At 32.4% G+C, this 23309-nt stretch carries 15 protein-coding genes and 1 tRNA gene; 15 read left to right on the top strand and 1 reads right to left on the bottom strand.

Annotated features, from left to right (window positions below; genetic code table 11):
- Position 1: 1 nt before the first annotated feature.
- The 9 genes from murD to AB3G34_RS11450 all read left to right on the top strand — a co-directional run bounded on the left by murD (position 2) and on the right by AB3G34_RS11450 (position 10201).
- On the top strand, positions 2-1333 hold the full coding sequence (gene murD, locus AB3G34_RS11490) for a UDP-N-acetylmuramoyl-L-alanine--D-glutamate ligase (protein WP_367771942.1): 1332 nt from the start codon (positions 2-4) through the stop codon (positions 1331-1333).
- 76 nt (positions 1334-1409) lie between these two features.
- Positions 1410-2699 carry an FtsW/RodA/SpoVE family cell cycle protein gene (locus tag AB3G34_RS11485; RefSeq protein ID WP_367771940.1) on the top strand — a complete coding sequence of 430 codons (1290 nt, stop codon included), beginning with the start codon at positions 1410-1412 and terminating at the stop codon, positions 2697-2699.
- A 40-nt stretch (positions 2700-2739) separates the two neighbouring features.
- Complete coding sequence (murG, locus tag AB3G34_RS11480) at positions 2740-3831, top strand: undecaprenyldiphospho-muramoylpentapeptide beta-N-acetylglucosaminyltransferase (protein ID WP_369752514.1); 1092 nt, start codon at positions 2740-2742, stop codon at positions 3829-3831.
- Between the two features lie 39 nt (positions 3832-3870).
- A complete protein-coding gene (gene murC, locus AB3G34_RS11475) occupies positions 3871-5220 on the top strand; it encodes a UDP-N-acetylmuramate--L-alanine ligase (RefSeq protein ID WP_369752513.1) in 1350 nt (449 codons plus the stop codon).
- On the top strand, positions 5207-5929 hold the full coding sequence (locus AB3G34_RS11470; RefSeq protein WP_369752512.1) for a cell division protein FtsQ/DivIB: 723 nt from the start codon (positions 5207-5209) through the stop codon (positions 5927-5929). The genes murC and AB3G34_RS11470 overlap by 14 nt, the downstream gene beginning before the upstream one ends.
- Positions 5930-5936: 7 nt before the next feature.
- The gene (ftsA, locus tag AB3G34_RS11465) at positions 5937-7316 is read left to right on the top strand and encodes a cell division protein FtsA (protein WP_367755049.1); all 1380 of its coding nucleotides are present in this window, start codon (positions 5937-5939) and stop codon (positions 7314-7316) included.
- 57 nt (positions 7317-7373) lie between these two features.
- Positions 7374-9305: a cell division protein FtsZ gene (gene ftsZ, locus AB3G34_RS11460; RefSeq protein WP_369752511.1), complete on the top strand. Its 1932-nt coding sequence runs from the start codon at positions 7374-7376 to the stop codon at positions 9303-9305.
- A gap of 308 nt (positions 9306-9613) precedes the next feature.
- On the top strand, positions 9614-10063 hold the full coding sequence (locus AB3G34_RS11455; RefSeq protein WP_369752510.1) for a GatB/YqeY domain-containing protein: 450 nt from the start codon (positions 9614-9616) through the stop codon (positions 10061-10063).
- Positions 10064-10127: 64 nt separating this feature from the next.
- Positions 10128-10201: transfer RNA gene (locus AB3G34_RS11450), tRNA-Arg, on the top strand.
- A 62-nt stretch (positions 10202-10263) separates the two neighbouring features.
- On the opposite strand, the gene AB3G34_RS11445 is transcribed toward AB3G34_RS11450, so the two are convergent.
- Complete coding sequence (locus tag AB3G34_RS11445; RefSeq protein WP_367771928.1) at positions 10264-10764, bottom strand: tetratricopeptide repeat protein; 501 nt, start codon at positions 10762-10764, stop codon at positions 10264-10266.
- A 346-nt stretch (positions 10765-11110) separates the two neighbouring features.
- On the opposite strand from AB3G34_RS11445, the gene AB3G34_RS11440 reads away from it, so the two are divergent.
- The 6 genes from AB3G34_RS11440 to AB3G34_RS11415 all read left to right on the top strand — a co-directional run bounded on the left by AB3G34_RS11440 (position 11111) and on the right by AB3G34_RS11415 (position 23302).
- Positions 11111-11533, top strand: a complete 423-nt coding sequence (locus tag AB3G34_RS11440; protein ID WP_367771926.1) for a CBS domain-containing protein — start codon at positions 11111-11113, stop codon at positions 11531-11533.
- 273 nt (positions 11534-11806) lie between these two features.
- Positions 11807-14530 (top strand): substrate-binding domain-containing protein, encoded by a 2724-nt coding sequence (locus AB3G34_RS11435; RefSeq protein ID WP_369752509.1) that lies wholly within the window; start codon positions 11807-11809, stop codon positions 14528-14530.
- A 398-nt stretch (positions 14531-14928) separates the two neighbouring features.
- On the top strand, positions 14929-16470 hold the full coding sequence (locus AB3G34_RS11430) for a glycoside hydrolase domain-containing protein (protein ID WP_369752508.1): 1542 nt from the start codon (positions 14929-14931) through the stop codon (positions 16468-16470).
- Positions 16471-17219: 749 nt separating this feature from the next.
- On the top strand, positions 17220-18536 hold the full coding sequence (locus AB3G34_RS11425) for a sugar porter family MFS transporter (RefSeq protein WP_369752507.1): 1317 nt from the start codon (positions 17220-17222) through the stop codon (positions 18534-18536).
- A 5-nt stretch (positions 18537-18541) separates the two neighbouring features.
- Positions 18542-20140 carry a glycoside hydrolase family 32 protein gene (locus tag AB3G34_RS11420; RefSeq protein ID WP_369752506.1) on the top strand — a complete coding sequence of 533 codons (1599 nt, stop codon included), beginning with the start codon at positions 18542-18544 and terminating at the stop codon, positions 20138-20140.
- Positions 20141-20152: 12 nt separating this feature from the next.
- On the top strand, positions 20153-23302 hold the full coding sequence (locus AB3G34_RS11415) for a SusC/RagA family TonB-linked outer membrane protein (protein WP_367771916.1): 3150 nt from the start codon (positions 20153-20155) through the stop codon (positions 23300-23302).
- Positions 23303-23309: the final 7 nt, after the last annotated feature.

The following is a 23309-nucleotide window of genomic DNA, read 5'->3' as shown; positions in this document are numbered from 1 at the left end:
CATGAGACTAGTTGTATTAGGCGGCGGAGAAAGCGGAGTAGGAACAGCAATCCTAGGTAAGAAAAAAGGATATGATGTTTTTGTGTCTGATTTTGGAAAGATAAAAGAAAACTATAAAGAAGTTCTTGTAAGTAATGGTATTGATTTCGAAGACGAACAACATACTGAGGATTTGATTTTGAATGCTGACGTGGTTATGAAAAGCCCTGGTATTCCAGAAAAAGCTCCAATTGTTAAAAAACTAATCGAAAAAGGGATCCCTGTGATATCAGAAATAGAATTTGCGGCTCCTTTTACAAAAGCAATAACTATTGGGATAACTGGAAGTAATGGGAAGACTACGACAACAATGTTAGCCTATCATTTGTTAAAATCGGCTGGATTGAATGTCGGTTTGGGGGGTAATATTGGAAAGAGTTTTGCCTGGCAAGTAGCTGATGACACATTTGATTCCTATGTGTTAGAATTAAGTAGTTTTCAATTGGATGGCATTAAAGATTACAAACCTCATATAGCAATTATTACCAATATTAGTCCGGATCATTTAGATCGATACGATTACAAATACGAAAATTATATTGATTCAAAATTTAGAATAACAATGAATCAAACAGAGGATGATTACCTCATATATGACGCAGATGACGAGGCTATTAATGAATGGCTAAATAAAAATAAAACAAAAGCAAAACTAATCCCTTTTTCATTAACAAAAACTTTTAGTGAAGGAGCATTTATCAAAAACAACATAATGGAAGTATCAATTAATCAAGAGGAATTTAAAATGGACACGGAGTCAATTGCTTTGGAAGGAAAACATAATATGAAAAATGCAATGGCAGCAACCTCTGTGGCTAAATTGATGCAAATTAGAAAAGCAACAATTCGTGAAAGTTTATCTAATTTCCAAGGAGTAGAGCACCGTTTGGAGAAAGTATTGAAAATTCAAAATGTTCAATATATCAATGATTCAAAAGCGACAAATGTAAATGCTACTTTCTTTGCTTTAGACAGTATGAACACACCAACAGTGTGGATTGTAGGTGGTGTCGATAAAGGGAATGATTATAATGAATTGATGTCATTAGTTCGTGAAAAAGTAAAAGCAATAATTTGTTTAGGAGTCGATAATAAAAAAATAATTGATGCATTTGGTAATGTAGTTGATATTATGGTTGAAGTTACCAATATGAATGATGCCGTAAGAATGGCGCAACGTTTGACCGAAAAAGGGGATACTGTATTGTTATCGCCTGCATGTGCAAGTTTTGATTTGTTTGAAAACTATGAGGATAGAGGAAAACAATTTAAACAAGCGGTACAAAACTTATAGAAAGAAGGTAAATTATAAAGAGTAAGGTTGAACATTTTTAAACTTTAAACAAGTGAAACTTTAAACAAATTTTGAAATGAAGCAATTAATAGGTAATTTAAAAGGAGATAAAGTAATATGGTCATTCGTGGCTTTATTAGCGCTGTTTTCGTTTATGCCTGTTTTTAGTGCCAGTAGTAATTTAGCCTATTTAGGACATGGGACGGGTAATACATTGGGTTATTTGGTAAAACATTTAGCTCATATTTGTATTGGATTTACTATTATTTATTTTGTTCATAAAGTGCCATATCATTATTTTAGAGCCATCTCTAAAGTGGGATTACCTGTTGTTTGGATATTATTGGCTTATACCTTAATCAAAGGAACGGTAATTGCAGGTGCTAATGCAAGTCGATGGATTCAAATTCCGTTTGTGGGCATTACATTTCAAACATCAACATTAGCATCCTTAGTGTTGTTCATTTATGTTGCTAGGTATTTATCTAAAACTCGAGAAGAACCAATTGATTTTAAAGAATCTTTAAAAGAACTTTGGATTCCCGTATTTATAACTTTAATGTTTATTTTACCTGCCAATTTTTCTACAACAGCCTTGATATTTTCAATGGTAATTATGCTTGTTTTTATTGGTAAATACCCAATAAAATATATTGGTTTTATAATTGGTTCAGGTATTGTTTTTCTTGCCTTTTTTGTGCTTGTTTCCAAAGCGTTTCCTGATTCTAGATTTTTTAGTAGGGTAAGTACGTGGAGTAGTCGAATTGAAAATTTTACAACCGACAAACCAGACGAAGATGATTACCAAATTGAGAAAGCCAAAATTGCTATTGCTTCAGGTAAAATTTATGGATTAGGACCGGGGAAAAGTGTTCAAAAGAATTTTTTACCACAATCTTCTTCTGATTTTATTTATGCTATCATAGTCGAAGAATACGGTTTAATTGGAGGGCTTGGTGTTCTTACCTTATACCTTCTGCTTTTATTCCGTTTTGTCATTGCTTCGCATAAAGCAAATACCTTATTTGGAAAATTAGTCGTCATAGGGCTCGGTTTTCCAATGATATTTCAAGCCATGATAAATATGGCCGTAGCTGTAGAGTTACTGCCGGTTACAGGGCAAACGTTACCCTTGATCAGTAGCGGAGGAAGTTCCATTTGGATGACGTGCTTTGCACTCGGTATTATTATAAGTGTGACTAAAAAAGACGAAGAAATAGAGGAAGAATTAAAAGTAGCAGCTAAAAGAGAAGAAGCGCTTCAAAAATTAATTGATGCTGAGCTAGCTTCTGAAGAAGAAATTAATTCGGATTATTCTATTGAAGATAAAGCTGGAAATCCTATGGATGCGGTGATGAATAAATAATATTTAATTGAAGTATTTCATAACAGTAATTTTAAATTAAATGAAACAATATAAATTCATATTAAGTGGTGGAGGAACGGGAGGGCATATATATCCTGCAATTGCTATTGCTAATGAATTAAAAATGCATTTCCCTAATGCTGAATTCCTTTTTGTAGGAGCCAAAGATAAAATGGAAATGCAAAAAGTTCCTCAAGCGGGTTACAATATAAAAGGATTGTGGATTGCTGGTTTACAACGTCAGATTAATTTAAAAAACGCGATGTTTCCCTTTAAATTAGTTGATAGTTTATGGAAATCCAGAATGATACTTAAGGATTTTAAACCAGATGTAGTTATTGGTACAGGCGGTTTTGCTAGTGGACCATTATTACATGTAGCTAATACAATGGGCATACCTACTGTAATTCAAGAACAAAATTCTTATCCTGGAATTACAAATAAGTTATTGAGCAAAAAAGCAAGTGCTATTTGTGTTGCCTATGAAAATTTAGAGCGTTTTTTTCCAAAAGAAAAAATGGTTTTTACGGGTAACCCAGTTCGTCAGGATTTGATTGATATCGAAAGTAAGAGAGGGGACGCAATTGAATATTTTAATTTAGATCCTAATAAAAAGACGTTGCTTGTTCTTGGAGGAAGTCTGGGTGCTAGAAGAATGAATCAATTAATTGAAAAAGAATTAGATAAGATTGTTTCTCAAAATGTTCAGATTATCTGGCAATGCGGAAAATTATATTACGAAGATTATAAAAAATACAATACGGAGAATGTTCAGGTTGTTTCTTTTATCGAAAGAATGGATTTTGTTTATGCAGCAGCAGATATTATTATTTCACGTGCTGGTGCTTCATCCGTATCAGAATTATGTATTGTTGGAAAACCGGTGCTGTTTATTCCATCACCGAATGTGGCAGAAGACCATCAGACAAAAAATGCAAAAGCAATTGTTGACAAAAAAGGAGCATTGCTTTTAAAAGAATCAGATTTGGATTCTCAATTCAGTCTTGTTTTTGAGGCCCTTTTAAAAGATGAAGGAAAGCAAAAGCAGCTAAGCGAAAATATAAAACAACTAGCAATGCCAGAAGCAACAAAGCAAATTGCTGATGAAATTGTGAAATTAATTAAAAAATAACAAACAGTAAGTTCAACGGACTTTAAGATATTAAAAACAATGAATTTAAATCAAATACATAACGTCTATTTCATCGGAATTGGTGGCATCGGAATGAGTGCTTTGGCACGGTATTTTAAGAATATCGGTAAGCAAGTTTCGGGTTATGATAAAACGCCAACCATGCTGACGAGAGAATTGATTGAAAGTGGAATTGAAATTCATTTTGAAGATAATATTGATTTAATTCCGAAAGATTATTACATAGAAAACACTTTGGTGATTATTACTCCTGCTGTGCCAAAAATACATTCTGAATGGAATTATTTTTTGGAAAGAGAATATCAAGTGAAAAAGAGAGCTGAAGTTTTAGGTATAATAACAAAAGACACCTTTTGCTTTGCTGTGGCAGGTACACATGGTAAAACAACAACGTCAAGTATTTTAGGGCATATTTTATATGAAAGTGGGGTTGATGTAACAGCTTTTATTGGAGGAATTGTAGAAAATTATAATTCGAATTTAATAGGTAGTGGTAAAACAGTTACGGTAGTTGAAGCGGATGAATTCGATCGTTCTTTTTTGCATTTGCATCCTAATATTGCTTGTATCACATCTATGGATGCAGATCATTTAGATATTTATGGGACAAGTGATGCTATAGCAGAATCGTTTGTAGAATTTGCAAATAAAATTGAGGATAAAAATAAATTATTTATCACTAAAGATTTGCCTTTAAAAGGGGTGACAGTTGCGGTAAATGAAGATGCTGTTTACAATGTCTTTAATGTGCGAATTGAAAATGGGAGTTATGTTTTTGATATAAATACTCCAAAAGGGATTTTAAAAGATTTTCGTTTTGGTTTACCAGGAAGACACAATTTGATGAATGCTTTAATGGCTATTGCAATGGCTGAAATATTCGGCACCCCAACCGAGGCCATTGCAGTAGCCTTAGCATCATTTAAAGGAGTTAAGAGAAGGTTTTCGTATCAAATTAAAACAAAAAACTTAGTTTACATTGATGACTATGCGCATCACCCTACTGAGATTGATGCTGTGCATCAGGCAGTAAGAGAATTGTATCCTGATAAAAAAGTTTTGACTGTATTTCAGCCTCATTTATTTAGTAGAACAAGGGATTTTGCTGATGATTTTGCCAAAAGTTTGTCTAATTTTGACGAAGTTATTTTAATGGATATTTATCCGGCCCGTGAATTGCCAATTGAGGGAATTACTTCGGATTGGTTGTTGTCTAAAATTGATAATCAGCATAAAAAATTAGTTCAAAAAGAAGAATTAATAAAGACTATTTTGGAAAGTAATGCTCAAATAATTGTTACTATTGGAGCAGGTGATATTGGGGAAATGGTAGTGTCAATAAAACAAGCGCTAAATGAGAATATTTAACTGGACAAATATTAGATTATTTCTTATGTTAGGATTAGTAATTTTCCTGTTTTCATTTACGTCAAATCGAAATGAACATAGAAAATTAAAGAAATCCGTAGTTGTTTTTGTAGGAGATAACGCTCTTTTTGTGAAAAGAGAAACGGTTAATAAATTGTTAATAGAAAATAAAGAGAATGCTTCAAGCATTGAAAAAGATAAATTAGATTTGAATAAGCTGGAAAGGATACTGGATTCAAATGCTATGATTGAGAAATCAGATGTGTTTGTAAGTATTGATGGTGTTCTAAAAGCAGTAGTAAAACAAAAGACTCCTATAGCAAGGGTTTTCGAAGGTGACCACTCTTTTTATGTTGACTATGAAGGGGGTAGGATGCCATTATCAGATAATTTTACAGCTAGAGTTCTACTTGTTTCGGGGGAGATAAATAAAAAAAATAGCGAAGATTTAGCTCAATTATTTCATGTAATTTATGACGATGATTTTTTGAAAAAAAACATCATTGCAATTCAAATTATGCCTAATGGGAGCTTAAAAATGTTCAATAGAAATTTTAATTATCAAATTGATTTTGGAAGATTGGTAAATGTGGAACAAAAATTCAAAGATTACAAGGCCTTTTTTCAAAAAGCAGTTTTAGATAGTTCTTTATATAAATATAAAAAGATTGACCTGAGATTTACTAAACAAGTAGTTTGTACAAAATAAATAGATAATGGAAAAAGAGAATATTGCAGTGGGTCTAGATATTGGGACTACCAAGATTGTTGCCATGATTGGCAAAAAAAACGAATATGGTAAACTTGAAATTTTAGGCGTAGGTAAATCTAAAAGTTTGGGTGTTGCAAGAGGTGTTGTAAATAATATTACTCAAACAATTCAGTCCATTCAGCAAGCAATACATGAAGCAGAAAATAATTCAGGGTATAAAATAAAAGATGTAGTTGTAGGAATTGCTGGACAGCACATCCGAAGTATTCAGCATACTGATTATATCAGCAGAAGTAATCCAGAAGAAGTGATAGGTGGTGATGATATTCAATTGCTAATTGATCAAGTAAATAAGTTGGCCATGTTACCTGGAGAAGAAATAATCCATGTTTTACCACAAGAATTTAAAATTGATGGGCAGTCTGAAATTAAAGAGCCAATAGGGATGTACGGTGGCAGACTAGAATCTAGTTTTCATGTTGTTGTTGGTCAAGCGTCCTCTATAAGAAATGTGGGTCGTTGTATTCAGAGTTCGGGGATTGAATTATCTGGATTGACATTAGAACCATTAGCATCTTCAGATGCAGTCCTAAGTCAAGAAGAAAAAGAAGCGGGTGTAGCTTTGATTGATATAGGTGGAGGAACAACAGATTTAGCTATTTTTAAAGACGGGATTATTCGTCATACAGCAGTAATTCCTTTTGGTGGAAATGTAATTTCTGATGATATAAAAGAAGGGTGTTCTATTATTGAAAAACAAGCAGAATTATTAAAAGTAAAATTTGGTTCAGCTTGGCCAGGTGAAAATAAAGACAATGAAATTGTTTCTATACCTGGATTAAGAGGGAGAGAACCTAAAGAAATTTCTTTAAAGAATTTGTCAAAAATAATCCACGCACGCGTTGTTGAAATTGTGGAGCAAGTTTTTACTGAAATTAAAGCGTATGGTCATGAAGATCCTCGTAAAAAACTAATTGCAGGAATAGTACTTACTGGTGGTGGAGCACAATTAAAGCATATTAAGCAGTTAGTGGAATACATTACTGGAATGGATACTAGAATTGGATATCCTAATGAGCATTTAGCAGGTGATTCTGATGAAGAGTTTTCAAGCCCATTATATGCTACGGCTGTAGGATTAGTAATGAATAGCATTGAAAATAAAACGCAAAGCGCTATTAGAAAGGAAGAGGTGCCACAACCAAAAGCTCCAGTTTATCGCGCTCCAATTGCCGAAAGTTATCAGGATATTCCTGAAGAAAATGAAGAAGAAAAAAGGATTAATCATGCCAAGAAGGAAGAGTCTACAGGAGATAAAATAAAAAGATCTTTTTTTGACCGATATGTAGATAAGATTAAAGATTTTTTAGACAACGCGGAATAGGGTAAACCTAAATAAAATAGAACAACAATTAATAATTAATATCAAAAACCAAATAAAATGATGAGCAACTCAGAATTTGGAAGTATTTCATTTGATTTACCAAAAAACCAATCAAATGTAATCAAAGTAATTGGTGTAGGTGGAGGTGGAAGTAACGCTATAAACCACATGTTTAAGCAAGGAATTAAAGGGGTGGACTTTATTGTATGTAATACTGATTCTCAGGCATTACAAAGTAGTTCAGTACCTAATAAAATTCAGTTAGGGGTAAACTTGACTGAAGGACTTGGTGCTGGTGCTAATCCTGATGTAGGGCAGCAATCAGCTATTGAGAGCATTGCTGAAATTGAAAAAATGTTGGACCGCAATACTAAGATGGTTTTCATCACAGCTGGAATGGGTGGTGGTACTGGAACAGGTGCTGCGCCGGTTATTGCTCAATTAGCCAAAGAGAGAGAAATTCTTACTGTAGGTATTGTAACACTTCCATTCTTATTTGAAGGAAAAGTGCGTCAAGAACAAGCGAAAATTGGAATAGAAAAATTACGCAAGCAGGTAGATTCTTTAATCGTTATTAATAATAATAAATTAAGAGAAGTATATGGTAATCTTGGTTTCAAAGCAGGATTTTCAAAAGCGGATGAAGTTTTAGCAACTGCCTCAAGAGGTATTGCTGAAGTGATAACACATCACTACACTCAAAATATCGATTTACGTGATGCGAAGACCGTTTTGTCTAATAGTGGAACTGCAATTATGGGTTCGGCTGTTGCTGAAGGAGAAAATAGAGCAAAAGAAGCTATTATTTCTGCTTTAGATTCTCCATTATTGAATGATAACAAAATCACAGGTGCCAAAAACGTATTGTTGCTCATCGTTTCTGGAACTAATGAAATCACTTTAGATGAAATCGGAGAAATCAATGACCACATTCAAAATGAAGCAGGTCACAATGCCAATATTATTATGGGTGTTGGTGAAGATGAAACTCTTGGTGATGCTATTGCAGTTACTATAATTGCAACAGGTTTTGATATTGAACAACAAAATGGAATCGTAAATACGGAGCCGAAAAAAATAATTCATGCACTAGAGGATGAACAAAGTAATGTTTATAATCTATCAAAAAATGCGGTACCTGCTTTTGATTTAAATACAGAATCACCAAAATCAAATTCCGATGAAAGAATCGTATTTGATTTGTTAGAAGACAAAGTCGTGCCTGAAGCAATTGTTCCAGTTCCAGGAAACGAAGGTTTATTGGCCATGTCTGAGTTTATTAAGAATTTAGATGTTACTTTTGAAATCGTTTCTCCTATTAAAGATATTGATTTTACATTTACAGCTCCAAAACAAGTAGAAGCAGAAGTGCAACAGCCTAAAGTAATTGAAAGACAAGAGCAAACAACATTTTCTTTTGACTTGCCAATTGCAAAACCTGAGCCAGTTGCAGAAATAAAAGAAGAGAAAGTTTTATTTGAATTGACAAATGAAACACGTGAGATAAAAGTGAATCAACCCGTTCAATTTGTTCCAGTAACTGAATTGTCTGATAATGGAATCATTAAATATTCTCTTGAGGAGTATATGGAAGCGGAGAATGAATTGATTTCTTCAAAACCAGTTGCTAAAGTTGTGGAAGAAGTGATACCAGCTGAATTGAATATCACAATGAAGCAAGTGGATAAAAGTGTAAATGCTCCTTCTCATTTTGAGGAGATATCTCCAATGGAAATGACAATTGAGGAAACATTGAGGCTAAGAGCTGATGAGAGAAGAAAAAAGCTAAAAGAATTCAACTATAAGTTTCATAATAATGTTTCTAAAGTGGATGAATATGAAAGAGAACCTGCTTACAAAAGGTTAGGAATAGATATCTCAAATACACAGTCAAACAATACAAATTCTAGAATTTCTGTTGGTACAGACAGCAATAATGATTTACAGCTGCGTTCAAATAATTCTTATTTACATGACAATGTAGATTAATTAATTTTAACCAATAAGAACTAGCCCGAAAATTGAATTTAATTTTCGGGTTATTTTTTTTATCTTCGCACCACTATTTTAGCAAAGAATATTTTTTGTGCCTTAATCCAGCTGTCCGTTACAAGATTTTATCGCCAAATGGTTTTTTCTACGTCTTTAAAAGAGCTTCCTTCGGTCGCTTTTTAAATTCAAGAAAAAAAGCATTGGCTCTCAAAATGCTTTTCACTACCATCTGGGGCAAAAGATAGTTCGTAACAGGAATTCAACAATCGATGAATAATCGATTAATCAAATAAATAATAAAGAATATGAGTTTATCAGTACAAATCATGGACGAAATGAAAACCGCCATGAGAGCCAAAGATACAGTTGCATTAGAAGCTTTAAGAGCTATTAAATCTGAGATTCTATTAGCTCAGACAGCAACGGGATCAAAAGAAGAAATTACCGAAGATGACGAAGTTAAATTACTACAAAGATTAGTGAAAACCCGTAAGGAAAGTGCTAGAATTTTCACAGAACAAAATCGTTTGGATTTGGCCGAACCAGAATTGGCTCAAATTGCAGTAATCGAAAAATTCTTACCTGCACAATTAACAGAAGCTGAAGTAGAAGTAGTGATAGCAAAAATAATTGCCGAAACTGGAGCTGCTGGTATTGCATCAATGGGAAAAGTAATGGGATTAGCTGCTGCTAAATTAGGTGGTACTGCCGAAGGGAAAGTTATTTCTACAATAGTAAAAAAACTATTGACATAAATTTTAGGATTCAAGGTTAACGATTTTAAATCACAAATCTAAAATCGTTAATCTATAATCAAACGGCTGCGTAGTTCAACTGGATAGAATATCAGATTTCGACTCTGAGGGTTGCAGGTTCGAACCCTGTCGCGGCCACAAATAAAATAAAATTTTTAGTTTTACATAAAAAAAGAGCGATTATATAATCGCTCTTTTTTTTATTTGCACCTTTTCTTAATGTAATCAAAGGGGTAGGGATAGCCAAGTTCAGCTGCTTTATTTAAATCACTACAGCCACTTTCTGTTTGGTTTAATTTAAACTTCAATTCAGCCCGGTCATTATATGCTTTGCTAAATTTCGGATCTATTTCAATAGCCTTAGAATAATCTTCAATCGCGCCGTTATAATCTTTCAAAATACTTTTAGTAGCTGCTCTAGAATAATATGCTTTGCTATGATTTGGATCAATTTCTATCACTTTAGATAAATCTTTAAGAGCGTCTTTGTACTCTTTTTGAATGTTTTCTACTAGTGCTCTTGAGTAGTAAGCTTTGCTAAAGTTGGGTTTTAGTTCAATGGCTTTACTGTAATCTTTAACTGCTTCTTTGTAATCTTTTAATAGGTTTTTGTTATTCCCTGATGTGTAGTAGTCACTAGCTATTTGAGAATTGGCTTTTATACAAATAATAAAGGTAAGCGCAATAAAAATTTTGTTCATTTCTTTTTTTTTAATTTCAATTAATGGGGTTGTTTGTTTTAATTTAAATGATTCGACGAGCAATAAGTTAGTTAACTGTTTGATTTCTAGGAGAGACTAAACTTTATTTTTTTGTGAATATTTACTCACAAATATTTGAAAAAATAAATCGATAAACAATACCCACATTCGGTGATTTTTTATAAAAAAGTGGATTAAATTGGGTCTTAAAAATATCGTGTTTTTTGGATTTATTTCCATTTAATATAAAGATATTTTTAGTTTTCTCGTTTGTTTAATAATTTAAATTGCTATTAATTGTGATTTTTAAGTTGTAAATTTAAGTAGAAATTAAAAAAGCAATGTCATGAAAAGTATAGTTCCGGTTTCAGAGATTATGACCAGAAACATAATTAAATTGAATCTTTCTGACGAATTGACTAAAGCAGAAGATTTATTTAAAAAGCATAAAATTAGACATATTCCAGTAGTGAGTGATGGTAAAATTATTGGGATGCTAAGTTATACTGATTTGCTGAGAGTCTCTTATGCAGATGTTGTTGAAAAGGAAGCAGATGAAGTAGAGTCAATCGTTTTTAATATGTTTTCAATTCGGCAAGTAATGACCAAAGAAATTGTGATTATTAGCCCAGAGACCACAATAAAAGAAACAGCTGAAATTCTATCCAAAAATGAATTTCACGCACTGCCAGTTTGTGAGAATGGTGTTTTAATGGGGATTGTAACTACAACGGATTTAATTAAATATTTTGTGGAGCAATATGAATAGATGAATAGTTTTAAAGTTATAAAGAGGGAGCTTTTTATTTTATTTCGTTTGTTCTAATTTACTGTTGTAAATTTAATTTTGGTACCATTTTTTTTTATATTTGTTTTTCAATACTTTAGAATAGCTGCTAGGGAATATTATTAAATACTACACTTCACATTCATAAACTAATGTATTTTCAAAAATAGCAGGCTATTTCTGTGTTTTTCATCATAAACTAAAAGTTATTAGTATTTCTAGACTAATAATATACTATAACCAACCAATCTGATCATGATAAGAAGTATCTTTTTTGTACTGCTTTTAAGTTTCGTTTTAATACAAAGTTCTTGTAATTCTTCAGCTACGGATAATCGTAAAATAACTATTGGTTTTTCTCAAAGTATAGATCATGATATTTGGAGAAAAACAATGGATCATAGTATGCAAGTAGAAGCCTCGCTTCATCCAGAAGTTAACTTGACTATTTACAATGCCAATCGTAGTGCAAAAAAGCAAATTTATGATATTGAAAGATTTATTGCTGATAAAGTGGATGTTATTATTGTTTCTCCTTTTGAATCAGACTCAATTGTCCCTGTAATAGAGAAAGCCAGAGAAAAAGGCATTCCAGTAATTATGGTGGATAGAAAGGCAAATACTCCAAATTATACCGCATTTTTAGGAGCAGATAATATTGAAGTTGGGCGATTAGCGGGTAAGCATATTGCTTCCATTTCCAACGGACATGCTACTGTGGTTGAAATTGATGCAGATTTAAAAACATCTCCTGGGCTTGAAAGAAGTATAGGATTTCAACAAATTGTTAAGCAATTTCCTGGAATTAAAGTTATTATTACTGACTCTAATGACTTTGGGCATCCTAAATCAACTTTTGGTAAATTATTAGACAGTTTGCCAAATATAGATTATGTCTATTCTTTTAATGATTTGATTGCTTATAATGCATGGAAGATAGCCAAGTTAAAGGGTTTAGAAAATAAAATAAAATTTATTGGGGTCGATGGACTTAATGGACCATTTGGAGGGATTCAGCTTGTTCAGGACGGAATACTGGAATCTACCATTTTATACCCCACAGGAGGGAGCGAAGCTATCAAATTGGCAATGAAAATAGCGAATCAAGAGAGTGTACCCAAAAATAATAAACTCAATACCATATTGATAAATTCTCTTAATGCAGATATTATGAGTAATCAATATGATAAAATATCAAAGCAACAACTTGATATTGAGGAACAACAAAGTGTTATCAAAAAACAAGTAGAGAAATATTCAAATCAAAGTAACCTTTTAAAGCTTTTATTTTTTCTATTTATCTTGGCATTAGGTTTAGCTTTTTTTAGTATTTATTCCCGTATAACAATAAGTCGTAAAAAGATTGAATTAGAAGAGAGAAATAAAAAAATTAAAAGTCAAAGAAATGAAATTAGAAAATACTCGGAAGAAATAAAACAAAGTAATGAAGCACGTTTGAATTTTTTTATGGGTTTGTCTCATGAATTTAAAACGCCTCTGACTCTAATTTTGAGTTCGGTCGAATCTTTGAGTACTGAATTAAAAACTAAGGGGAGTTCAGTAAATAAAGAGATTAATTTGATGTATAATAATTCCAGAAGGCTACTCCGTTTAATTAATCAGCTATTGGATTATAGAAAAGTGGAAGACAAAAAATTTGTACTAAGGGCTTCAAATACTAATTTATTGGATTTTTCAAATAGTATTATTGTCGATTTTGAAAGAGAAGCTAAGAAGCTTAATATCGACTTCTCCTTGGTGTCAAATAATCCTGAACTTGAAGTTTATATTGATCGCAATTTAATGGATAAAGTCTATTTTAATTTATTATCGAATGCATTTAAATTTACACCTGAAAATGGTAAAATTTCAATTAAAATAAAAGAAGATAAAGCTAATAATGTAGTAAAAATATCTTTTAAAGATTCGGGAATAGGAATCCCGGAAAACGAATTAAATCAAGTTTTTAATGCCTTTTACCAAGGGTCGAATAATTATAGAAATAGCTCAGGGGTTGGGTTGCATTTGTCAAAAAGCTTTATTGATTTGCATAAGGGAACTATAGAGATTATTTCTAAAAATGGGACTGAATTTATAATAACATTACAATTAGGAAAAGCACATCTTGACGAAAAGAATATTCTAAAGAATCAGGTTTTAGACATCATTAATCAAACGGATTATTTGGATGAGGAGGTAATTCAAAGTTCAGGTACCAAAACTAATGAGGATAAATATTCTGTTTTGTATATTGAAGATAATAAGGATTTATCTGATTTTATTTCAGATAAATTGTCTGTACAGTATAACGTATACACCTCTAATGGATTTGATGCTATTGAGCAATCGTTGGAAATAATACCGGATGTTATTATTTGTGATTTAAACTTACCTGGAAAAAACGGTTTTGAAATATGTCAAATTTTAAAGAAAGATCTTAGAACTTCACATATTCCAGTTTTGATACTGACCGCCTCAGATGATTCAGATTCTTATTTAAGGGCATTAGAGAGTGGTGCTGATGTGTTCTTAACAAAACCTTTTGATTTAAAAGTGTTGTCTCAATCTATAAAAGGGTTGCTTTTTAATAGAGAGAAACTTCGATTTTATTATACAAATAATATTTTAAATATTGAGGATGGTGATTTTGGTGTTTCTGAACAAGATTTTGTAAGAAAGTTAAATGATCTTATTGAAAAAAACTTGGATAATTCTGCTTACACTGTTGAAGATCTTGCACGAATTTTAACTATTTCTCGGGTACAATTGTATCGAAAAGTGAAAGCTATATTAGGAATAAGTGTAAGTGATCATATAAATAATATGCGATTAGATAAATCAAAGGAGCTACTGAAAAAGTCAGAATTAAACATTTCAGAAATTGCCTATGCAGTGGGTTTCTCTTCACCAAATTATTTTTCAACTTCCTTTAAAAATAAATTTGGAGTTACACCTAAAGAATACAAAAGTAAAAAGTAGATTATTATCGATGGAACCATTTTCTTCCTAACAAAAATAGCGTAACATAATTGTACTTTATGTAACATAATGGCAACTACAACGAGGTAGTTGCTTTTTTATTTTGTATCTAATGTGTTGATAATTAGAGTTTTTTAATTATTTTTTATGATTTTGTAAAGCATTGTATGAAATCACACTATTCTTGATATAAAAGCTGATTTTTTAAAAATATCTTGGTAATTGAATTTAAGATCTAAACATAATTATTTTTTTGTTTCAATTTAAATTACAGCTGCGAAAGATCTTGGAAGTTTTTAATTTCTTTTTGATCGTTTCCTTTTTCTCATAGAAATATTTAATCGGAGAGTATTAATGTCTTTTTTATGCACTTAATCATTCTCGTAAACCATCAAAATATGAAAATAGGTTTTAAGTTTTTATGTCTTCCACTTTGTTTTGCATTGTTTTATAATTGCAGTAGTGATAATAAACCAGGAGTTGAAATTCCGGTTGCCGAAACAACTGCGCCAGCTTGTCAGACGACTGTTGAATCGGCAAATCAGTATACCACTTTTTATAAACCAACTACTGGTTGGGTAGGAGATCCTATGCCATTTTATGAAAACGGAAAATTCCATATTTTCTATTTGTATGATGCCAGAAACGCCTTGCCTACGTTTCATCCTTGGTATAAAGTAACTACAACTGATTTTTCTTCATTTGCAGACAATAGCGAAATGATTGCCACAGGAACTGCGAATCAGCAGGATGGTGCATTGGGTACAGGATCCGTTTTTAAAAGGAATGGTGTTTATTACGCTTTCTATACAGGGCATAACGGAAATCTTGATCCCAAAGAAAAAATTATGCTTGCAACGTCTACGGATTTAAAAAATTGGACCAAAGATCCTTCCTTTTTATTGCAGGCTTCTTGGGGATACGATCGCAATGAATTTAGGGACCCAATCGTCATAGAAGATAAAAGTACAGGAACTTATAAAATGTTGATTGCAACACGTTCTGAGGTTGGTATAGTTACTAATAGTACTGTGCCATGGCGAGCAGTAATCGCTCAATATAGTTCTGCGAATTTGAGAGATTGGACTTTGGAAAAGCCATTTTATGAGGATACAACTACCTTTATTACTGAATGTCCTGATGTGTTCACGATGGGTGATTATCAGTATTTGATTTACTCAAATATTGATGATCGAATGGTACACTATAAATACCGTTTACTGACAGCTAATACTTGGATTTCTCCTATAAATAATAAGTTAGATGGGATTGCCTTTTATGCTGGAAAAACAGTTACAGATGGTACCAATCTATATATAACAGGATGGTGTCCTACGAAAAATAAAGATATTGATTCTAATAATTTTGATTGGGCTGGATCTCTTGTAACGCATCGAATTGTTCAGCATCCAAATGGAACATTAGGTATTGCGATACCTAATGGTGTAGATAACAAGTTTATTATTAATAGAGCTTTAAATTCGAAAATAGGTTTTGGAGCTACAAAACAAGGAGATGCCTATACATTGAAGGGTAATGCTTCTGAAAAAGCATTTTCAGTGTTTGACAGAGAAACTGGAGCATTTAAAATTAAAACACATATAAAAGCGACATCATCCACTCAATTTGGTTTTGAATTTGGAGCCTGTGGGACACGAAATGAAGTATTTGCCATTGTATTCGATTTAGCCAAAAATCAATTAAGATTAGATAAGGTTATAAAAAATGCGCCCTCCATAAATATAACGCAGCTTCCGCTAATTGTACCGGCTAATAAAGAGTTTGATGTTACAATCATTTCTGAAAATTCGGTATGTGTGATATACATTAATGACGAAATCGCTTTTACAAACCGTATCTATAAAATGAATCAGAATCCGTGGGCTATTTTTGCGGATAATGGTGAAGTCACTTTTTCAGACTTAAAAATTTTTAAATAAAGGAGTATAGAAAAGGGTGACTTTAGTCTTTTTAATCTTTTTTATAACGCTTGTTTTATAAAGGCTCAGTAATTAAAATTAAGTCTTTTTATTTTTTACTTTCTTACCTGCGAAATCTTAAAATCAAAACCATCAAAATCTAATTTTGATGGTTTTTTTTTATGGTTTATTTCAATGCAATAATTCTGCTGCTTTCCACGCTGGATGTAACTATTCGGAATCTGGGTTCGAGTGCCTTTTGTATAATAAAACGGAGCAGAAGATATATTGGGATTGTTTTAATACAAGTTGTCTTATTCTTGTTGGAATTCCTGTACTCTGGTATAAAAACGTCACTGAATCTTGAGCTCACATTACATTTCATCTGTGTAATTTTTCTTAAAAGCTTTAGAATACTTCATAATATAGAATTGCTTAATAAATTCATTTTTTTTATCGATTATTTTTAAACTTCCTGTAAAAATAAATTTAAAATTTTATTAATCGAATAAAATTCATCAAGCGACTTTTTTTATTCCTGAATATCTATTTTTTTTAAAAAATACATGTAACATGATTGTAACACGTGTAACATAATCGAACTACAACGAAGTAGTTATTTATTTGTTTTAAATTTTAAATAACTGATAATGAGTATTTTGCTGTTTATTGGCTATTGTGAAACGGTATTAAATGAAATTGTAACATCCTCAAAATAAAAGCGGAATTTATACGGATATCTTAGCAATCTAATTTAATATTTTTTGATAATGAAAAAAATAGTTGTTTGGGCATTGATTGCTTCTTTAGCAGGATTCCTATTTGGTTTTGATACCGTTGTTATTTCTGGAGCAGATAAAAAGCTTCAAGTTCTTTGGAATTCCTCGGATGCATTTCACGGGACTGTTGTTATGGGAATGGCATTATGGGGAACCGTTCTTGGAGCAATATTTGGTGGGATTCCTACTAATAAGATAGGGAGAAAAAATACTTTATTATGGATAGGTGTTTTATTCTTGTTTTCTGCCATCGGATCTGCTTTTGCAAATAATCCATTTGTTTTTGCTGCTTTTCGATTTGTTGGTGGTCTTGGTGTTGGGGCATCAACTATTGCAGCACCAGCATATATATCAGAAATTGCTCCTGCAAAAGATAGAGGTAAGTTGGTTGCTTTTTATCAATTCAATATTGTTTTAGGAATTCTTATGGCTTTTTTATCAAATTATCTTTTAAATGATGTGGGTGAAAATTCATGGAGATGGATGATGGGAGTACAAGCAATTCCATCTGTCATTTATGTTTTGTTAATTATTTCGATTCCTAAAAGTCCAAGATGGTTATTATCGAAATCTAAGAATGAGGAGGCAAGAAAAGTTTTACAGTTAATGGGACAAGAAGCGGATTATGAAAAAATAAAAGAAGAGATAGATAAAGATAATAAAGATGCTTCTAAAGTTAATGATACCATCTTTTTAAAGAAATACAGAACCCCCTTGGTACTGGCTTTTTTAATGGCTTTTTTCAATCAATTATCTGGGATTAATGCTTTTTTATATTATTCGAGCAGAATATTTCAAGAAGCTGGTCTTGGAGAAAGCACTGCTTTGTTAAGTAGTATTGGAATAGGTGTAGTGAATTTAATTTTCACACTGCTTGGAGTTTTCTTAATCGACAAATTAGGTCGTAAAATATTAATGTACATTGGTTCTGTAGGCTACATTATATCACTTTCACTAGTTGCAATGGCTTTCTTTTTTCACTGGGAAGGAATGGCTGTTCCCATTTTCTTATTTCTATTTATTGCTGCTCATGCTATAGGGCAAGGGGCCGTAATCTGGGTTTTTATTTCAGAAATTTTCCCAAATCATTTAAGGGCATCAGGACAATCCTTTGGGAGTACTACACACTGGGTTTTAGCAGCTATCATTCCATCATTAATTCCATATCTATTTTCTACAGTAGGACCTGGAGCAGTATTTCTATTTTTTGCAGTGATGATGGTTTTTCAACTCTTGTTTGTTGCTTTTATGATGCCGGAAACAAAAGGAATTTCTTTGGAAGAATTGAGTAAAAAATTAATTAAATAATAGTTATGAAGACAATAATAAAAAAAGAATTTTTGAAACTCTTATGTATGATTTTAGGTACAGTAGTCTTAGTAGGATGTAAGCAATCTTTACTTAATGAAAAGAAGGACTATTCAGAGGCAGAATTATACAGGCCAAATTTCCATTTTACTCCCAAAAAAGGGTGGATGAATGACCCAAATGGGATGTTTTATTATAATGGATATTACCACCTTTTTTATCAATATTATCCTGATTCAAATGTATGGGGACCGATGCATTGGGGACATGCAATAAGTACTGATCTTATCTCATGGACTGAAAAACCTATTGCACTTTATCCAGATGAAAAAGGGTATATTTTTTCAGGAAGCGCCGTAGTTGATGTCAAAAATACATCAGGATTTGGGAGCTTAAAAAATCCTCCTATGGTCGCTATGTTTACTTATCATGATGCAATTAAAGAAAAAGCTGGAGAGATTAATTTTCAGTCACAAGGTATTGCGTATTCCTTAAATGAAGGGTTGACCTGGACGAAATATGAGGCTAATCCAATCATTAAAAACCCAAATATCAAAGACTTTAGAGACCCTAAAATGACTTGGGATGCAATTCATCAACAGTGGATTATGATACTTGCAGGAGGAGATAAAACAATGCTTTACGGTTCTAAAAACTTGAAAGACTGGTCACTGCTTTCCAATTTTGGAAAAGAGATTGGTGCTCACGGAGGGGTATGGGAATGTCCAGATTTCTTTCCCATGCTGATTGATGGAACTGATGATTACAAATGGGTTATGTTGTCAAGTATTAATCCTGGAGGTCCTAATGGTGGTTCAGCTACACAATATTTTGTAGGTGATTTTGATGGAAAAACATTCACTATAGATACATCTTTTGCAAAAGATGTTAAAGAACAAAAAGGCCTTTGGATTGACTACGGAAGAGACAATTATGCGGGTGTTACTTGGTCAAATATTTCTGAGGTAGATGGCCGTAAAATATTTATTGGATGGATGTCAAATTGGGATTATGCTCAAAAAGTACCTACGGAAACATGGAGAAGTAGCATGACAATTCCGAGAGAATTGGTACTTATAAAAGAGGATGGGCACTTTATTGTTTCGTCTAAACCTGTAAAAGAATTACAAAATTACATCGCTAAAACGATTAAAAAAGAATCTCTTAAAATAGATAAAGAAACGGTTTTAATCGATAAAGGTTTAGTCAATTTATCTAAACTAGATATTCGATTTTCATTAAAGAATCTTAAAAAGGATGTTTACAGCTTTTCGTTGTCTAATGATGCTAACAATTCAATTCAATTTGGAATCAATAAAAAGGAAAATTACTTTTTTATAGATAGATCAAAATCCAGTAAAATTACTTTTTCTGATGTTTTCGCAAACAAGATTTCAAAAGCTCCTTTTACTGGTGATTTTGATAAAATGGATATAAGAATAATCGTCGATAAAACCTCAATTGAAATTTTTTATAATAATGGAAAGACAGTAATGACAGAAATATTTTTTCCTGATAAACCAATGGAATATTTCTCAGCTTCTAAAGCTAATACGGAGTATACCATTGAAAACGTAATTATTAATCAACTAAATTTTAACTAAACCAACTTAATTATGAAACACAAAATTATTCTTTACCTAATCCTAATGGGATCCTTTTTTTCTTTATCGGCCCAAAATATTGGAATCAAAGGAGTGGTAACTTCTTCGGAAGATGGGATGTCTCTACCTGGTGCATCAGTACTGGTTTCTGGAACAAAAATAGGAACCTCTACAGATCTTGACGGCCAGTTTTCGATTAACAATGTAGACAAAAATGCAACTTTGGTATTTAGCTATACTGGTTATGCAACACAAACTATTAAGCTTAATGGACAAACTTCTTTAAAAATTTCAATGAAAGCAGAATCCTTGAAATTAGATGATGTTGTTGTAACTGGGTATTCTAGAGAGAAAAAAGCCGATTTAACAGGTGCAGTTACAGTAGTAGAATTGAAACCTATTACTGGGCAAACCATGAGTTCTGGAAATGCTATGCAGGCTTTGCAAGGAAGGGTAGCTGGTTTGAATATAGAGAAATCAGGAGATCCTAGCGGAGCAAATAGTAGAATATTAATTAGAGGGGTAAGTACACTTGGTAATACAGATCCATTGTATGTTATCGATGGTGTTCCTACAACAAGACCTGAGGTTTTTGCTAGTTTGAGCCCAAGTGCTATTGCATCTATTCAAGTCTTAAAAGATGCATCGGCTTCCTCTATTTATGGATCGAGAGCTGCGAATGGGGTAATCATTGTTACAACTAAAAATGCTGCAAAAGGTGGCGTGACTAAAGTATCATATAGTACAAATGTTTCTGTTCTTTCTGAGAAAAAACAACGATACAAAATGCTTAATGCTTTGGATAGAGGAAAAGTATTATGGCAAGCATCTGTTAATGATGGAGCAAGTCCGTCAGGTGGATATGGTGAAATCTATAATTTTGATTGGAATAATGATTTTAATAATCCAATATTGAATAGTGTAAGTGTAAAGCCTTATGTAGGTGGCGATACTAATGTTCCTGTTGGTGATACAGATTGGCAAGATACTGTATACAAAACAGGATTGCTTATTAATAATGATTTATCTGTATCTGGAGGATCTGAAAAAGCAAATGCAGTATTAAACATGGGGTATTTAGATAATTCAGGTATGCTAAAATATACTAATTATGAGCGATATTCTGCAAGACTTAATGCCAATTTCAAGTTATTCAATGACAAAGTGAGATTTGGTGTTAATTCTCAATTTACACAGTCAAATGAAAGAGCTGCTGCAAATGATGTTGGAAACGCTCCAACACCAGGTTTAGCAATAACTCTTGCACCAACTATTCCAGTTTATACTGCGTCTGGTGATTATGCTGGTCCATTGGGTTCTGGTTATTCAGATAGAAATAACCCATTATTAATGCAATATCTGAACAGATGGGATAATAGCAAAAAAATTGCTTTATATGGTAATGTTTTTACAGAAATTGATATTTTAAAAGGGCTAACCTTCAGAAATAGTATTGGAATGGATTTTAATGATTTCAGTAGAAAAGACATTGAGCCAATAGTTAGAAATGGATTTGTTAATAGAGGTAATAATAGTTTAACCTTTGATACCAATAAATATTCTAGTTTAACGATTTCAAATACTTTAAATTATAATCTTACTGTTTCTGAGCATAAATTCGGAATCCTGATAGGAACTGAATCGACTAAAACAGATTTGAATACGTTGTATGCCCGTGCAGAGGGATTTGCAGTTGAATCAGAATCTTATTTTACACTATCTGCAGCTACAGGAGCGAGAACAAACAATGGAATTTCAACCGGTAGCAGACTACTTTCTCAGTTTGGAAAATTTAATTATTCCTTTTCTGACCGATATTTAGCTTCATTCACTATTCGTAGAGATGGTTCATCAAGATTTGGTCAAGACAATAGATATGGTATTTTTCCAGCTGTTACTGCAGGTTGGAGGATAAATAATGAAGAATTTCTTAAAAATGTGAAAGCAGTTTCAAACTTGAAGCTACGTGCTGGTTACGGAGAAGTTGGTAATCAATCCATTGGTGATAATGCTCGTTTTGGACTATATGAAGCTAGATACGGACCGAATCAAAATGTATATTATCCAGATTTTTTCAATATTTATTATAATGTAGGAACTGCTTATGATTTAAATGGAACCAATACTGGAAATTTGCCTTCAGGCTTTGTATCTATACAAGCTGCGAATTCAGGATTAAAATGGGAAACTACCAAAGAGGTTAACGTAGGTTTGGATTTTGGTTTTTTTGAAAACAAATTATCAGGTTCTTTTGATTATTTCTCAAGAAAAACAGAAGGAATCTTGATTAGACCACCAGTTGCATCTGCTGTTGGAGAAGGGCAACAACGTTTTGTAAATGGTGCTTCGACAGCAAATAAAGGTTGGGAACTTACAGTAGGATATGCTGATAAATTAGAAAATGGATTGTATTTTAATGTTACCACAAATTTTGGTGCAACCAAGAATAAAATCACGGATTTGCCTGAAGAGGTAAGAGCAGCTTATCCAGGAACTGCAGCTAATTCGATAATTGGACATTCACAATTCGAAGTTTTTGGATATAAAACAGAGGGCTTATTCCAAAATCAAGCTGAAATTGATGCGCATGCTACTCAAGTAGGTTCTCGATTAGGGGGTATTAAATTTGTTGATATCAATGGGGATAATGTGATAAATTCAGATGACAGAACTTTTATTGGTTCAACACTTCCAAGATTAGAATATGGTATTAATATTAGTTTAGCGTATAAAAATGTTGATTTTTCTATTTTTGGTTCTGGTGTAGCTGGAAGAGTTGGAGTTGATCCATATATCTATTGGAATAATTTTGTTCAAGGGAGAGACAATGCTGCCCCTGGAACATTGAATGCTTGGACGCCAACAAATACAAATACTGAGGTGCCTTCTCTTTCATTAGCACACAATGACTCACAAATGTCAGATTATATCTTAAGAAATAATTCTTATTTCAAACTAAGAAACATGCAAATTGGATATTCATTTTCAGATAAGCTAGTTGAAAAATCGGGATTCATTACTAGTTGCAGAGTATATGCACAAGGAGAAAATTTATTTTGGTTTACGCCAAAAGGATATATTGGTTCCGATCCAGAACGAACAGATGTTAATAGAATACCAGTACCAACTACATTCTCATTAGGTGTAAACTTTAATTTTTAATTAATTA

Source organism: Flavobacterium sp. WC2409, from assembly GCF_041200085.1.
Taxonomy (GTDB): Bacteria; Bacteroidota; Bacteroidia; order Flavobacteriales; family Flavobacteriaceae; genus Flavobacterium.
Note: the sequence above shows the minus strand (reverse complement) of the source record. Positions and strands in the feature narration are given on the sequence as shown.